This window comes from Paenibacillus sp. MER TA 81-3 (genome assembly GCF_023713585.1).
Taxonomy (GTDB): domain Bacteria; phylum Bacillota; class Bacilli; order Paenibacillales; family Paenibacillaceae; genus Paenibacillus_B; species Paenibacillus_B profundus.
Map to the genome: position 1 here is coordinate 19,132 of NZ_JAMAWB010000037.1, position 14,177 is coordinate 33,308.

Consider the following 14,177-nt stretch of genomic DNA (forward strand, 5'->3'; position numbering starts at 1 on the left):
CTTGTTCCGGCGGCTCTGCGCTTTGAACCAGCACGACCTGCGTGCTGCGGTTACTTCGAGCTCTGTACCAGCACGACCTTCTCTCTCGGAAGCACCAGTTTCACCGCCGTACCGCGGTCGAACGGCTGCTCCATTTCACGGTTCACCGTAAATTCGCCGAGCGGCGTGTCCACGACATATTGATAGCTGCGGCCCAAGAAGGTGCTGATTTTCACACTGCCGTTAATGACATTCAATCCGGACGCCAGCTCGGCAGCCGTCAATCCGCCGACACCTTCCGCACACTCGCTGTCGGTCGCAACGAGCAAATCATCTGGGCGGATAGCACCCTTCATCGAATCCGTCAGCGGATGGCCAGAACGGTGACTGACTTCAAGACGTGTGCCTTCGGCGCCGTGCAGCATGACGACACTGCCATCATTATGCATTTCCCCGTACTCGATAAAGTTGTTGAAGCCGATAAAGCGGGCAACGAACTCGGTCGTCGGGTATTTATAAATGGTCGACGGCGCATCCAGCTGCTCGATGATGCCTTTATTCATTATGGCCACCTTATCCGAGATAGAGAAGCACTCCTCCTGATCATGGGAGACGTATACCGTCGTAATGCCGAGCTGCTTCTGAATACGGCGGATTTCGACGCGCATGTTGACGCGCAGGTTCGCGTCCAGGTTGCTAAGCGGCTCGTCGAACAGCAGCAAATCGGGCCGGATGACAAGCGCGCGGGCAATAGCGACACGCTGGCGCTGACCACCGGACAGTTCACCCGGGAAGCGCTTCTCGAAGCCCTTCAGGTCAACGACCTCCAGCATTTCTTGCACGCGCTTCGCGATCTGCGATTGGTCTACTTTGCGTAAGCGCAGGCCGTAAGCAACGTTGTCATATACCGTCATGTGCGGGAAGAGCGCATAGCTCTGGAATACGAAGCCGAAGTTGCGCTTGTTGACAGGCACGCGCGTATAATCCTTCCCTTTGAACATGAATTTGCCGTCTTTCGCTTCGAGGAAGCCTGCAATGAGGCGAAGCGTCGTCGTCTTGCCGCACCCCGACGGGCCGAGCAGCGAAATTAACTCGCCTTCCTGAATATGCAGATTGAAGTCCTTCAAGATTAGATTTTTTTCGTAAGCTACGGATATATTTTGCAGGGATAATAATTCCATGGTCGTCTGGCCTCCGATGTATGCTAGTTATTTTTCGTAAAGTAGGAGAGTCCCATCAAGCGTTCAATCGAGAACATGAGCAACGCCGTTACTGCCATCAACAGCACGGAAATGGCCGCAATGGTAGGGTCGAAGTAGTTCTCCACATAAGTCAGCATCTGAATCGGCAGCGTGCTTACTCCCGGTCCGGTCATGAAGACCGAAATATCGACGTTGTTGAACGATTCCAGAAACGCAAGCAGCACGCCCGCGATCAGTCCGGAACGGATATTCGGAAGCACGACCGTGAAGAACGTCTTCAGCCGGCTGGCGCCCAAGCTCATTGCCGCTTCCTCGACCGCATAATCGAAGTTCGATAAGCTCGATGCAATGACACGAATGATGAACGGAAGCATCAGCACGACATGACCGATAAGCAAGCTCGTATAGATCGGCAGATTGAAGGTGACGACCAAATATTTCAGCATGGTAAAGCCGAGAACAACGCCCGGAATTAGAATGGGCGAAATAAATATCGTATTTAACAACCCCTTGCCCTTAAAGTTAAAGCGGCTTAACGCGTATGCAGCGGGAACGCCGATCAACAGTGCGATCAGGTTGCCAGCCAGCGCCACCACTATCGTCACTTTAAAGGTGGTCATGAACATTTCCACATCAAATATATTTTTGTACCATCTGAAAGAGAAGCCTTCCGGTGGAAACTTCAACACCGTGCTGTCTCCGAAAGATGTGGCCATAATGATGAACAACGGCCCGAGCAAAAAGATAAATACCAGTGTCGTAAATAGGGCTAGTCCGCGATGTTTTTCCTTCATGTTCGTTACCCCCGTTACCCCTTCGGATTCAATTTGCGGGCAAGCTGGTTCATAAGCCCGATAATAATAAAGGTGACGACGATCATAACCGTAGCAACGATCGAAGCCATGTACCAATCGTTCAGCGTCATCGCATTCTGATACAGGAATGTCGCTACGACCCGCTGCTTGCCGCCCAGCAGCTGCGGAGTCGTATAAGCCGTCAGGCTGCCGACGAATACCAGTATGCTGCCGACGATAAGACCCGGCACACACAGCGGCACGATAATGCTCATGAACCCTTTCATCCGCGAAGCGCCCAAGCTTTCGGAGGCTTTCAGCAAATCTTCGTCGATATTTTCCATGACGCCGACAAGCGAAATAATCATCAGCGGCAGGAACAGGTGAATAAGACCGATCATCATGGCGGTCGGCGTATATAGGATTTTCAGCGGCTCGGCGACGAGGCCGACACCGACCAAGAAGTTATTGACCAATCCATTCTTCCCGAGAATGACCATCCAGCTGAACGAGCGCACGATGGCGCTAGTCAAGAGCGGAAAGAGCGCCAACGCAAGCAGGATGCCTTTCGTGCGCGCCTTCTGCTTCGAAATATAGTAAGCGGTCGGAAACCCGAGCAGGATGCACACGATGGTTGTAACGAGGCTCACTTGCAGCGTCGTGCCTAATATTTTCAAAATGTACGGATCACCGAGCAGCTTGACATAGCCTTCTATCGTGAATGTGCCTTCGTGGAAGAAGGTCGAGCCAATCGTCATAAAGATAGGAATGATCATAAACAATGTCAGGAACAAGAGCCCCGGAAGCAGTAAAAGCCATAAATATTGTTTTTTCATGGATATTGTTCTCCTGTTGTCTAGGCTATGATTAGGAACTATGCTGGTTGTTGTTCCGAGAGAATATAAAAGGAGGGTGCTACGAAACGGCAGCCCTCCAACGTTCCAACTATACCTTGCTCATGAACCCGTTACTCGATTTCACGATTCCAACGGTCTATCCAGCCGCTCATTTCTTGGTTTACTTTGCGCAAGTCGAGCGTCTTCAAGTTCTCAACGACGTCTGCGCCGTACGTCATGCCTGCCGCTTGCTCCTCTGTCAATTCGACCAGCTTGTTCGTCGGGGAATCGACGCGGTCGATTGCATTCGCTTGCTGCACTTCTTGACTGAGGTGCCAGTTGATGAACTTCTCTGCCAATTCTTTATGTTTAGAGCCTTTGACGACATTTACGGTGTTCAACAGCGCATAGGCTCCTTCTTTCGGAGTTATAAACTTCGCGGATGGGACGGCTTGGGACACGCTGCCATAGAACGTATCTTGCATTGGCGCCGCAACCACCTCACCTTGAGCAAACATGTTGACAAGGTCCGCGGATTTGGAATAATACTTCACGACACCCGGGTTAATTTCGGTCAGCGCCTTGAATGCGGCATCACTATTCATATCTTGGCTGCCTTCACGCTTGGCCGCCATGTCCATCAACATCGGACCGGTCGTAATCGTAATGTTCGGAAGTGCCAGCTTGTCCTTGAATTCCGGCTTCCACAGATCGTTCCACGACTCCACCGGAGTCTTCACTTCATCCCCGTTCACGACGAGCCCAAGCTGAGCTACCGTGTGGGCCGGACCGTAGTCATCGCCAAGCGGGGCTTTTGCAATATCATACAAATGATCCAGGTTCGGAATGTTCTTGCGGTCAATCTTCTCGAATAATCCTTCTTCAATGCCTTGCAGCGCATAGTAGTCAGACAAGTACACCAAGTCTACCTTCGAACTTCCTTGACGGATTTTATTCAAGCGGTCGGTATTGTTCCCGATTTCCGTCACAATCTTAACGTTGTACTTCTTCTCAAACGGCTCGTATACGTTTTTCTTCATCGCATCTTCTGCAAATCCCCAGGTGGAGATAACAAGCTCTGTCGGTTTGTCTTGGCCGCCTTCCGCATTGTTGCTGCTGGAGCATGCGGCAAGCAGTGTGCCGAGGGATAATACGATAGCGAGAGTCAAAGCGATTTTTCTCATGAAGTCATGTCCTCCTAGATGCTAAATCTGGGTGAGCCGATTGGGTTAACCATTTCGTTGCTCGTGCATATGTTTGCATGTGTTGTTCATCAAAATATTGAAAAGCTGTCAGCCAACCAGCGTTGAACTTGTTCTTCCTGCTCCAGATGGAGAAAATGTCCCGCTCCGTTCAATATAGTAACAGCGCTATTCGGGACAGTGTCCGTTAACATCACGGCATCATGCCAGCCGACGATGCTATCCTGCTTCCCGACAATGATGCGCATCGGATAAGCCGGCGGTTCGTCATGCTCGTCCGGCGGACACGACAAGGCGTATCCACCGCTGCGCAGCGGTGTCAGCACATCCCAGTCGGCGAGCGCTTGTGCCGGCAGCACTTCCTCCGTGTATCGCTGCCATACCGGCTCGGTCTGCACGACCAGCTTCCGCGCGGCGACTTCGCGTTCCGCAGGCGTCAGCCTCGCGAGGAACGCATCGTCACGCACCTTCGCTTGAAGCAGCGGCACAGTACGCACGGTCGGATGCACGACTGGAGCCAGCAGCACGAGCGCGCTGATTCGTTGCGGCATCAAGCGTGCGAGCCCGCGCGCAAGGTAAGCGCCGTACGAGTGACCGCAGATGGCAAAGCTTCCGTGAGGGATGACTCGCTTCACGAATGCCGCCAACACCTTCAGCATGTCATCCGAAGCCGTAACAGGACCGCCCGAGTGGGGCCGCCCCATTCCGGGGAGATCCGCATAGATGCGCAGCCAGCCGGATGAACCAGCCAACACAGGCTCTAGCGTCCGCATCATCGTACGGTGATCCAGCGTAAATCCGTGAAGCACGAGAAGCGGCTGTCCTTCGCCTATAGCCTCGAAGCAGATGCGATTCGCCGCTTCCTGGGTCGTTCCACATATTCCAGTCATGCACCGATTCCTTCTGTATTCACGGCAATCCGCTGCCGGATTGATGTAATGCCAGTCTGATTGGAGTGATTAGTGTCCGCCCATCGCCACATAGCGAATGATGACGAGCACGAACAATATCCACATGAGCCAATGAATTTTATATTTTTGCTCTCCTTTGCCAAATACGTTCGCTACGAATGCAAGCAGCACATAAGCGAGAATACCGAAGGAGACCCCGTTCGCAATGCTGTACGTAAAAGGCATGAAGGCAATTGTCATGAACGCCGGAATGCCGATGACGAGGTCTTGGAAATTGATCTCGCGCACGGCCTGCATCATGAGCACGCCAACCACAATCAGCGCGGCAGCCGTTGCGGAGCCTGGAATAAGCGCCACAGCCGGTGCCAGGAACAAGGACAGCAAGAAGCAAATGCCTGTCGTTACCGAAGTCAGACCGGTGCGGCCGCCTGCCGCTACCCCAGCAGAGCTCTCGACGAATGCCGTTACCGTGCTTGTGCCGAGTACCGCGCCGCCGCCGACAGCGATGGAATCGACGAACATCGCTTTGCCGACGCGCTTGTTGCCTTCTTCGCGGTTCTTCATGAATCCAGCGCGATTCGCCGTCCCGACGAGTGTTCCGAACGTGTCGAACAATTCCACGAAGGTGAAGGTCAAAATGATGGATACGATACCGACGCCCATAATGCCGGCAAAGTCGAATTCAAAGAAGCTAAGCTGTCCCAAATCCGGGATCCATGGCGTCTTGTCTGTCGACAAGTTGTTGAAGTCAACGACACCCATGAAAATACCGATGATGGTCGTGCCAAGAATACCGAACAAAATCGCGCCCGGCACATTCAGAATCATAAGCACCGATATAAGCGCCAAGCCGATAATGGTCAGCAGCACACTTGGATCGGTGAAGCTGCCCATACCGAATACCGATTCGAAGCCCATAAGCGGCGTGAACGTTCCCTTCGGAACATCATTCACTGTCTCGACCGATACGGACAACAGCCCGCTGTTCTTCAGGCCGACAATCGTAATGAATAGCCCGATACCGACCGTAATCGCATGCTTCAATGCATCCGGCACAGCTTCCAGCAGCATTTGGCGTATGTGTGTAATCGTCAATAAGAAAAAGATAATACCTGAAATAAAGACCGCCGTTAGAGCCATCTGCCACGTAATCGGATGGTCCGATCCAGCCGTGGAGACGACGACCGTCGCGAAATATGCATTAAGTCCCATCCCTGGCGCCAATGCGACCGGAAAGTTAACGAAAATCCCCATAGCAATGGTGAATACCCCGGCAGCAATGGCCGTCGCGAGGAATACAGCGTACCAATCCATGCCCGTTTTGCCGAATGCAGTCAAAATGTCCGGGTTAACGGCCAAGATGTAAGCCATCGTCATGAAGGTCGTAATCCCTGCCATTATTTCTGTCTTAATTGTTGAACCTTGCTCCTTGATTTTGAAGAAGCGCTCCATGCTCGTAACATCCTCCCCATGAACTCTCATGAATGTTTACTTGTTTACTCCCCAGCAACCTATACGGACAAAAAAAGAACTCAGGATGATGATCTCCCGAGTTCTGGCATTGAAAAGTACGGCGTGCTTCTTCCACTGTCCCTGTACATACATCTATGCATCACAAGTTCCCATCTTGAAAATGACATTCAAAACGCTTAGGGAGCAGGATGGTAGAGACGAATGGTATCGATTCGTCAGACAGACAGCGCCGATGCTCTTCGTAGCCAGATCATTTACGGTGATCCGTAGAAACTCTCAGGCCAATTCCCGAGATTATACGAAAAAACTTGACGTATTAGGTTATCTACAACCATTGTAAAGCGAACCTAGAAGGTTGTCAACGCTAAATCCGAACATTTAAACAGTAAATATAATCCTTGTTCGTGTTTAACGTTTTTCGTAGAGCGTTCATAGATTAGTATGAAGTCTTTCGAAAGGAGGGAACAGATATGATGAACTTGGATTCACTCATCAAAAATATAGACGCTCTAAAAGACAACGGAAAAGACATTCAAGGTTTTGCGAAAAATCTAGACAAACTTAAGCAAAACCTGACTGAACTAAATAATACGGTAAAAGGGTTCGAAACGCTCTGCCAAGAAATTGAAAAGCCTGCCCGGGAAAAATCGTAATCTATCAACATGCCTTGTCCATTATAGTTGAATTCTAGTAAATGTTGTAGCAATTGGGGAAACGTCGTTACCGTAATAAGTTTTATCTTCATATACTATCTCAAGCTCGGTAACAAAGTCATAGGGCAGATAAGAAATTTTGGCTTTGCCGCTGAGCTTCGCTTGCAGAAGATATGGGGTGGTGATAAAGGTGACTGAACAAAATAAGAAAAACAAAAGCTCCGAGATTGGACATGGCGCAGGTAAAAATGGCGTAGATGGTTCACACGGAATTAATGGAAGTAACGGGTTAAATGGAGTAAATGGAATCGATGGCGACGGTACAAGCTTGGGCTTGGATGGTGATAACGGGCTCAATATGGACATTCAGGGCGTCAAGCTGAATATCGACGTTGCGAAATTGATTCAACGGCTTATTTCATTGTCGAACCTTCAGAAGTAGCTTTCATGAAGCAAATTCAAATCTTATGAAACCATTAAAAATAATAGGAGTGATCTAAGATGTGGGGAGAAGAAGAAAAATATTATCCAAATCATCACAGAAAACGCGAAGTTGAAATTGAAGACAGCGGTAACGGCGGCGACGGCGGCAACGGTGGCGATGGCGGCAATGGCGGCGACGGCGGCGACGGCGGCTTTGGGATCGGCGTCGGGGTAGCCGTAGCAGCTGCAGGATCCATCGCAACTGCCAACGGCAATACAGGTAATGGCGGCGATGGCGGCAATGGCGCTGCCGGCGGTGCTGGCGGCGACGGAGGCGACGGCGGCAACGGAAATGCTGAAATCGAAAAAGGCGTATAACTGACAAAATAATTCAGGCTTTATCAAAAGAATATACAAACATGTTAGGGTGATGACGTTGAGTGAAGCTCGTCAGGACGAACAATTCGATAGCCAAAACGGTGACGAAGCAGGTGAGAACCTGGATTCAAGTATCGGCGCGAATGCAACTTCCAGCGCCATTGGTCAAGGCGGCGTTGGAGGGGCCGGTGGAGCCGGAGGCACTGGTGGACAAGCTCTTAATATTACGTACGTGGACAACTACTCCATCATCACGATGTTATACACCATAATCTTGATGCTAGCGGATGGGACAAGCAATCAGAGGGCAAAAATGGCTTCTTTGCTTCCGATGCTGCATTCGATTATGGAGGAGCAGAAGGAGTATCGCCAAACCTTATTGGAAACCCTCCAATCGGTACAGAAATAATTCCATTTCATTTGGCCTAAATATAATTACCGGGCAAAGCCTAATTCTCCGATTCACTGATGGAGGGCTAGGCTTTCTTTTGGTTGGAAAGGACATGCTCACCATGTTTTTCGACTATTGACTCCAAGCAAGCCAAGGTTTATGTGATATATCGATTAGATATATCTTATCGATATATATAGTAGAGCAACAGCTCCACATTTTATTTAGAAGGTGAATCCATGCTTGAACATATCATTCTCGGTCTGCTGCTTGAAAATGAGATGAATGGGTATGAGTTGAAAAAGACAATTATCCCCGGCACCCGCAACGAGATCCGCCGTGCAGATAGAGCGGAACACACCTCTTAATACATAAAAAAGGGCCGTCCCGCAGTCTGTATAGACTGTAGGGCGGCCCTTTATCTGCCTTACACTATTCCCATTCAATCGTTGCTGGCGGCTTCGACGTAACGTCATAGACGATACGGTTCACGTTGTCCACCTCATTGACGATACGAACGGAAATCTTCTCGAGAATATCCCATGGAATGCGCGCCCAGTCAGCGGTCATGCCATCAATGGACGTTACGGCGCGGATGCCTACCGTGTAGGAATACGTGCGCGCGTCGCCCATGACACCAACGCTCTTCATGTCAGGCAGTGCTGTGAAGTACTGCCAAATTTCGCCGTCCAAGCCTGCCTTGGCAATCTCTTCGCGCAGAATCGCATCGGATTCGCGCACGATAGCCAGCTTGTCCTCCGTTACTTCGCCAAGCACGCGGATGGCGAGTCCCGGTCCCGGGAACGGCTGCCGCCATACGATTTCGCGCGGCAGGCCAAGCTCTTCGCCCACCTTGCGCACTTCGTCCTTGAACAACGTGTTCAACGGCTCGATGAGCTTGAACTTCATATCTTCCGGCAAGCCACCCACATTGTGGTGAGACTTGATCGTCTGCGCCGTCGCCGTGCCGCTTTCCACGATATCCGTGTACAGCGTGCCTTGCGCTAGGAAACCGAAGTCACCAAGCTTCGCAGACTCTTCGTCAAAGCAATAGATGAACTCGTTGCCGATAATTTTCCGTTTTTTCTCCGGATCCGATACACCGGCCAGCTTGCTCATGAAACGCTCACGCGCGTCAATCTTCACCACGTGCATGTCGAATTTGCCAACGAACGTCTCCATAACGCCTTCGGCTTCACCCTTACGCAGCAGGTTGTGATCGATGAACATGCAAGTCAGCTGATCGCCAACAGCTCTATGAATGAGCGCCGCAACGACGGAAGAGTCCACCCCGCCACTCAAGGCGCACAACACTTTGCGGTCGCCGACCGTTTCGCGGATTTCACGCACTTTGTCCTCAATGAACGTCTCCATCGTCCAGTCGCCGTGGCAGCCGCAAATGCTGAACAGGAAGTTGCGAATCATTTCATTGCCGTAGACGGAGTGCCGCACTTCCGGATGGAACTGCACCGCATAGAAACGCTTCTCCGGATGACTCATCGCCGCGATCGGCGCATGCTCCGTACCCGCGTCCACGCGGAAGCCCTCCGGCAGCTCGACAACCAGATCAGTATGGCTCATCCATACCGTCTGATTTGGCTCTAGGTCATGAATCAAGCCGCTATCCGGTTGGAAGACTACATCGGCTTTACCGTATTCACGCTTGCCTGCGCGTTCCACCTTGCCGTTCAATTGATGGGACATCATTTGCATGCCGTAGCAGATACCAAAAATCGGCAGACCCAAGTCATAAATACGCGGGTCTACGAGTGGCGAGTTCTCTTCGTACACACTTGCCGGACCGCCAGAGAAGACAATGCCCTTCGGATTCAGCTCCTGAATGCGTTCTACTGGTGTATTGTAAGGAATGAGTTCGCTGTACACGCCCAAATCGCGAATGCGGCGTGCGATGAGCTGGTTGTATTGTCCTCCAAAGTCGAGAACAACGATCATTTCATGATGTGGCTTTGTCATTGCCGTGCCTCCCTAAACATATTGTCCCTAATTATAACGAACTGACAAAAGCGGAGTCAATCTGCAATCTAACCGCATCCGCTAGAACCGCGCTTACTCAGGCAGTATTTGAGCGGGGGATGCCCTTGAATTCCATGAACACCCGGTTGAACCGCTTGATATGTCCGTACCCGACGCGCTGACCGATACCGGCCAATGAGCGCTTCAGCATCCGAATCGCCTCCTTCATGCAATGATTAAGGTTGGTTGTAACAGTCTGTCCGCCATATGGATGTAGTAAACACCACTGTTGTCCGCCCCCCTCCTTGATTTCCTTGATTAGGGAGCATAGTCTATGGATTGTCGTTAGTGTTGGGATGAAGTCCCTTTTTTATGTCTGAAATCCTTGTGGTTCAAGAGCTCTGATTAATGAAAAACGCTCTGAATAAAAAAAGCACCTTATACAGGTGCAAAGTGGAATCCCAATTATTTGGTTGTTTTAATAGCCAATCCACTAAATGATATAGGACCTACTACATCAGCCCTAGTTCCCGCTGTGGTGTTTTCTGCAGTTACCGTATAGGTATGCGAACCCGATTCTACGTTAAAATCTATGGCTTGGAAAGTTACGATATAATTTTGCTCCGAGCCTGCGGATTCGATTCCTTGCTTGGTATTGAAGATTTCTGTTCCATCACGAAAGATCTTAAATAAAATTTGGGCAATGCCTGTGATTCCGCGAACACCGACGCTCGCAATTAATTGCACTCGATTCGCGCGCTTCGGAAGGCGCAGCCGTATCGATGCAAGGCGAACCCTTCTTGGGGAAAACGGGATAGTGAACGATTTAGCTCGGTTAAATCTCCGAAGTGGTTCCGTTGCTTTATAATCAAGAATCCGTGCCAAAAGATCATCTCCTCTGGATTAGTAACACAGAATTCAGAATATGTAATCCATGAGATGGTTGTTTGTGCGAAAGCCTACTCGGTATTTTTATCATAATAATATAATGCGCTTATCGATTAAGAAAACAATGCCCCGCTGCCGAGTACTCGACTTGCGGGGCATACACTCTTTAGACCAGATGACAAGCCACATAATGATCCCCGCCCATATGGCGAAACACGGGTACCTGCTCGCGGCAAACATCCGCAGCAAACGGGCAGCGCGTATGGAACTTGCAGCCTGCTGGCGGATTGGCCGGATTCGGGATGTCGCCCTTCAGCACAATCCGCTCCCGCTTCAGCCTGGGCACAGGAATCGGCACCGCTGATAACAGCGCCTTCGTGTACGGATGCAGTGGATTTTTGAACAGCTCGTCTCGCGAAGCGGTCTCCATCATCGTGCCGAGATACATGACGCCGATGCGGTTGCACAGATGCTCTACGACGCTCAGATCATGGGATATGAATAAGTAGGTCAGTCCGCGCGTCGTCTGCAGCTTGCGGAATAAATTAATGATTTGAGCCTGAATCGACACGTCCAGGGCAGATACCGGCTCATCCGCAATGATGAGATCCGGATCCAATATAAGTGCACGTGCTATGCCGATGCGTTGGCGCTGTCCGCCCGAGAATTCATGCGGGAAGCGGTCGATATGATAGGACGATAGACCGCAGGAATCCAGCACGTCCAAGACTCGTTCCCGAACTTCTTCCTTCGGCGCAAGCCCATGGTTGATGAGCGCTTCACCGATGGCATCCCCCACTCGAACCCGCGGATTGAGCGAGCTGTACGGGTCTTGGAAAATAAGCTGCATCTTCGGTCTCAGCTTGCGCAGCTCCTTCTCCGGCACATTGTACAGGTCGATGCCCTTGAACTTCACTTCCCCGTCCGTCTTGTCGGTCAGACGGATAATCGTGCGGCCCACTGTGCTCTTCCCGCTGCCGGACTCGCCGACCAAGCCGAACGTCTCGCCCTGCTGGAGAGTAATGCTAATATCATCCACTGCCTTCACATGACCGATGGTGCGGTTGAATAACCCGGACGTAATCGGAAAGTATTTCTTCAGATGGTTCACTTCTAACAACGGCTTAGACATGCTCGACCACCTCCTCGTACAGCCAGCAGGCCACTTTCTGTCTGCCGGCCACGTTCCGGAGATACGGCAGCTTCATCTGACAGATCGCCATGCAGTGCTCGCAGCGGTCATGGAAATAGCAGGATTCCTTTAGTTCAAGCGGATTCGGAACCTGGCCCGGTATGGAGTACAACTCCTCCTGACGCTCCCCCATAATCGGCTTCGAGCGAAGCAGACCTTGTGTGTACGGGTGCTTCGGATTTTCGAACAGCTCGACGACATCGCCTTCTTCTACGATTTTGCCGGAATACATAACCACGACATAATCCGCGATTTCGGCCACGACGCCGAGGTCGTGCGTAATTAGCAGGATGGACATGTTCGAGTCTGCCTTAATCTGACGCAGCATATCGAGGATCTGCGCTTGAATGGTTACATCCAGCGCAGTCGTCGGTTCATCCGCGATCAGCAGCTTCGGATTGCAGGAGATCGCAATCGCGATCATAATCCGCTGCAGCATGCCACCGCTCAGCTGGTGCGGATAGCTGTCCGCAATTTGCTCGGGTCGTGAGATGCCAACCATTTCGATGAGCTCGATCGCCCGCATGCGGGCCTGTTTCTTGTTCATCCGCTGGTGCTCCATCAACGGCTCCATTATCTGCTTGCCAATCGTGAGCACCGGGTTAAGCGAAGACATGGGCTCTTGGAAGATCATCGCGATGTCGTTGCCGCGAACGTGCCGCAGCTCATTTTTATGAAGTGACAGCAGATCCCGTCCATCAAACTGAATTTTGCCTTCCACCACCTTACCGGCCGGCTCCTCAACGAGTCCCATTACTGACATTGCTGTCACACTCTTCCCGCAGCCGGATTCGCCGACGATGCAGACCGTTTCCCCCTCGCGAACGCGCAGACTGACGTCGTTGACCGCCTTCACGGCCCCTTCTTCCGTATAAAAATAAGTGCTGAGATGATCAATCTCGATTACATTTTTCATCACATGTCATTCCCTTACTTCTTCTGTTTAGGATCAAGCACATCACGTAGACCGTCACCAAAAATATTGATGGCGATAACCGTTGTAAAAATGGCCACACCTGGCGGTATCCATAACCAAGGGTGCTTCTCGAAATCAATCAGGTTGTTCGCCGCATCAATCATATTCCCCCAAGTCGGCGTCGGAGGCATGACGCCAAGACCAAAGAAGCTCAATACAGATTCACTCAAAATAGCGCCGCCAATGCTGAGCGTAGCAACGACGATGAGCAGCGGAATGATGTTCGGAATCATATGATTGAACAGCTTCCGCCGATCATTTAAGCCGAGCACGATCGCCGCCTGCATGAATTCACGCTCGCGGATGCTAAGCATCTGGCTGCGAACGAGCCGCGCCAGTCCCGGCCAGCCGATGAAGCTGAGCATCAGCATGACGATATACATGCGATATTCGGATGGGATTTTCCACTCTGAGAGCAGGGCGCCCATAATAAACAAAATTGGCAAGCCTGGAATCGTTAGCAGCAGATCAGCCACGCGCATGATGATCTGATCAACAATCCCTCGATAATAAGCAGCAATTGCTCCAAGAATAGACCCGAGAATCACGGAAATACACATAGATGCAATGCCGACAGTGAGAGAAATGCGACCCGCCTGCAACAGCCGTGTCAGGACGTCCCTTCCGAGCATATCGGTGCCTAGCCAATGCTTCAGCGACGGCGCGGCATTCATATTGGCCGGATTAATCTTGTTGTCGGCATATGGTGAGAACAGAGGCCCTGCAAAACAAGCCAAAAGCATAAACACAATAAAAATAAAACCGGACATCGCCAGCTTATTTTTGCAGAGGCGGTGGAGCGCTTGACGCCACAATGATGAACGGATCGGCGTAACTGCTGCCTGACGAGCTTCCGTCTTCGTCACACTGCCTGATATGGATGACATGGTGAAACCTCCCTATTC

The 14,177-nt window shown here is 51.1% G+C and carries 16 protein-coding genes and 1 riboswitch; of the genes, 5 read left to right on the forward strand and 11 right to left on the reverse strand.

Features of this window, described 5'->3' with window-relative positions; all coding sequences use genetic code 11:
- Positions 1-50: 50 nt before the first annotated feature.
- From M3650_RS30405 to M3650_RS30430, 6 genes are all read right to left on the reverse strand, one after another.
- Entirely contained in the window at positions 51-1,160 is a 1,110-nt protein-coding gene (locus M3650_RS30405; RefSeq protein WP_251580048.1) for an ABC transporter ATP-binding protein, read from the reverse strand.
- Positions 1,161-1,183: 23 nt separating this feature from the next.
- On the reverse strand, positions 1,184-1,975 hold the full coding sequence (locus M3650_RS30410; RefSeq protein WP_233697503.1) for an ABC transporter permease: 792 nt from the start codon (positions 1,973-1,975) through the stop codon (positions 1,184-1,186).
- A gap of 14 nt (positions 1,976-1,989) precedes the next feature.
- Entirely contained in the window at positions 1,990-2,811 is an 822-nt protein-coding gene (locus tag M3650_RS30415) for an ABC transporter permease (protein ID WP_019420231.1), read from the reverse strand.
- A gap of 131 nt (positions 2,812-2,942) precedes the next feature.
- The gene (locus M3650_RS30420) at positions 2,943-3,995 is read right to left on the reverse strand and encodes an ABC transporter substrate-binding protein (protein WP_251580049.1); all 1,053 of its coding nucleotides are present in this window, start codon (positions 3,993-3,995) and stop codon (positions 2,943-2,945) included.
- 89 nt (positions 3,996-4,084) lie between these two features.
- Positions 4,085-4,903 carry an alpha/beta fold hydrolase gene (locus M3650_RS30425; RefSeq protein ID WP_251580050.1) on the reverse strand — a complete coding sequence of 273 codons (819 nt, stop codon included), beginning with the start codon at positions 4,901-4,903 and terminating at the stop codon, positions 4,085-4,087.
- A 69-nt stretch (positions 4,904-4,972) separates the two neighbouring features.
- The gene (locus M3650_RS30430) at positions 4,973-6,376 is read right to left on the reverse strand and encodes an NCS2 family permease (protein WP_019420234.1); all 1,404 of its coding nucleotides are present in this window, start codon (positions 6,374-6,376) and stop codon (positions 4,973-4,975) included.
- A gap of 243 nt (positions 6,377-6,619) precedes the next feature.
- Positions 6,620-6,719: riboswitch (purine riboswitch) on the reverse strand.
- A 148-nt stretch (positions 6,720-6,867) separates the two neighbouring features.
- On the opposite strand from M3650_RS30430, the gene M3650_RS30435 reads away from it, so the two are divergent.
- From M3650_RS30435 to M3650_RS32155, 5 genes are all read left to right on the forward strand, one after another.
- Entirely contained in the window at positions 6,868-7,050 is a 183-nt protein-coding gene (locus tag M3650_RS30435) for a hypothetical protein (RefSeq protein ID WP_251580051.1), read from the forward strand.
- 190 nt (positions 7,051-7,240) lie between these two features.
- The gene (locus M3650_RS30440; RefSeq protein ID WP_251580053.1) at positions 7,241-7,492 is read left to right on the forward strand and encodes a hypothetical protein; all 252 of its coding nucleotides are present in this window, start codon (positions 7,241-7,243) and stop codon (positions 7,490-7,492) included.
- Positions 7,493-7,551: 59 nt separating this feature from the next.
- Complete coding sequence (locus tag M3650_RS30445; RefSeq protein WP_251580054.1) at positions 7,552-7,851, forward strand: hypothetical protein; 300 nt, start codon at positions 7,552-7,554, stop codon at positions 7,849-7,851.
- A gap of 58 nt (positions 7,852-7,909) precedes the next feature.
- Complete coding sequence (locus M3650_RS30450; RefSeq protein ID WP_251580055.1) at positions 7,910-8,260, forward strand: hypothetical protein; 351 nt, start codon at positions 7,910-7,912, stop codon at positions 8,258-8,260.
- 221 nt (positions 8,261-8,481) lie between these two features.
- The gene (locus tag M3650_RS32155) at positions 8,482-8,610 is read left to right on the forward strand and encodes a hypothetical protein (RefSeq protein WP_285848776.1); all 129 of its coding nucleotides are present in this window, start codon (positions 8,482-8,484) and stop codon (positions 8,608-8,610) included.
- 64 nt (positions 8,611-8,674) lie between these two features.
- On the opposite strand, the gene guaA is transcribed toward M3650_RS32155, so the two are convergent.
- The 5 genes from guaA to opp4C form a co-directional block, all read right to left on the reverse strand.
- Positions 8,675-10,216, reverse strand: coding sequence for a glutamine-hydrolyzing GMP synthase (guaA, locus tag M3650_RS30455; RefSeq protein ID WP_019420241.1), 1,542 nt, complete (start codon positions 10,214-10,216; stop codon positions 8,675-8,677).
- Positions 10,217-10,681: 465 nt separating this feature from the next.
- Complete coding sequence (locus M3650_RS30460; protein WP_251580056.1) at positions 10,682-11,101, reverse strand: exosporium protein C; 420 nt, start codon at positions 11,099-11,101, stop codon at positions 10,682-10,684.
- A 169-nt stretch (positions 11,102-11,270) separates the two neighbouring features.
- Positions 11,271-12,236: an ABC transporter ATP-binding protein gene (locus M3650_RS30465; RefSeq protein WP_251580057.1), complete on the reverse strand. Its 966-nt coding sequence runs from the start codon at positions 12,234-12,236 to the stop codon at positions 11,271-11,273.
- On the reverse strand, positions 12,229-13,212 hold the full coding sequence (locus M3650_RS30470) for an ABC transporter ATP-binding protein (RefSeq protein ID WP_251580058.1): 984 nt from the start codon (positions 13,210-13,212) through the stop codon (positions 12,229-12,231). Before M3650_RS30470 ends, M3650_RS30465 begins: the two co-directional genes overlap by 8 nt.
- A 14-nt stretch (positions 13,213-13,226) precedes the next feature.
- On the reverse strand, positions 13,227-14,159 hold the full coding sequence (gene opp4C / locus M3650_RS30475) for an oligopeptide ABC transporter permease (RefSeq protein WP_251580059.1): 933 nt from the start codon (positions 14,157-14,159) through the stop codon (positions 13,227-13,229).
- Positions 14,160-14,177: the final 18 nt, after the last annotated feature.

Bases quoted from the DNA above. Each gene is read 5' to 3' on its own strand.
- M3650_RS30405 (WP_251580048.1), bottom strand. From the start codon at position 1,160: ATGGAATTATTATCCCTGCAAAATATATCCGTAGCTTACGAAAAAAAT.
- M3650_RS30410 (WP_233697503.1), bottom strand. From the start codon at position 1,975: ATGAAGGAAAAACATCGCGGACTAGCCCTATTTACGACACTGGTATTT.
- M3650_RS30415 (WP_019420231.1), bottom strand. From the start codon at position 2,811: ATGAAAAAACAATATTTATGGCTTTTACTGCTTCCGGGGCTCTTGTTC.
- M3650_RS30420 (WP_251580049.1), bottom strand. From the start codon at position 3,995: ATGAGAAAAATCGCTTTGACTCTCGCTATCGTATTATCCCTCGGCACA.
- M3650_RS30425 (WP_251580050.1), bottom strand. From the start codon at position 4,903: ATGACTGGAATATGTGGAACGACCCAGGAAGCGGCGAATCGCATCTGC.
- M3650_RS30430 (WP_019420234.1), bottom strand. From the start codon at position 6,376: ATGGAGCGCTTCTTCAAAATCAAGGAGCAAGGTTCAACAATTAAGACA.
- M3650_RS30435 (WP_251580051.1), top strand. From the start codon at position 6,868: ATGATGAACTTGGATTCACTCATCAAAAATATAGACGCTCTAAAAGAC.
- M3650_RS30445 (WP_251580054.1), top strand. From the start codon at position 7,552: ATGTGGGGAGAAGAAGAAAAATATTATCCAAATCATCACAGAAAACGC.
- M3650_RS32155 (WP_285848776.1), top strand. From the start codon at position 8,482: ATGCTTGAACATATCATTCTCGGTCTGCTGCTTGAAAATGAGATGAAT.
- guaA (WP_019420241.1), bottom strand. From the start codon at position 10,216: ATGACAAAGCCACATCATGAAATGATCGTTGTTCTCGACTTTGGAGGA.
- M3650_RS30465 (WP_251580057.1), bottom strand. From the start codon at position 12,236: ATGTCTAAGCCGTTGTTAGAAGTGAACCATCTGAAGAAATACTTTCCG.
- M3650_RS30470 (WP_251580058.1), bottom strand. From the start codon at position 13,212: ATGAAAAATGTAATCGAGATTGATCATCTCAGCACTTATTTTTATACG.
- opp4C (WP_251580059.1), bottom strand. From the start codon at position 14,159: ATGTCATCCATATCAGGCAGTGTGACGAAGACGGAAGCTCGTCAGGCA.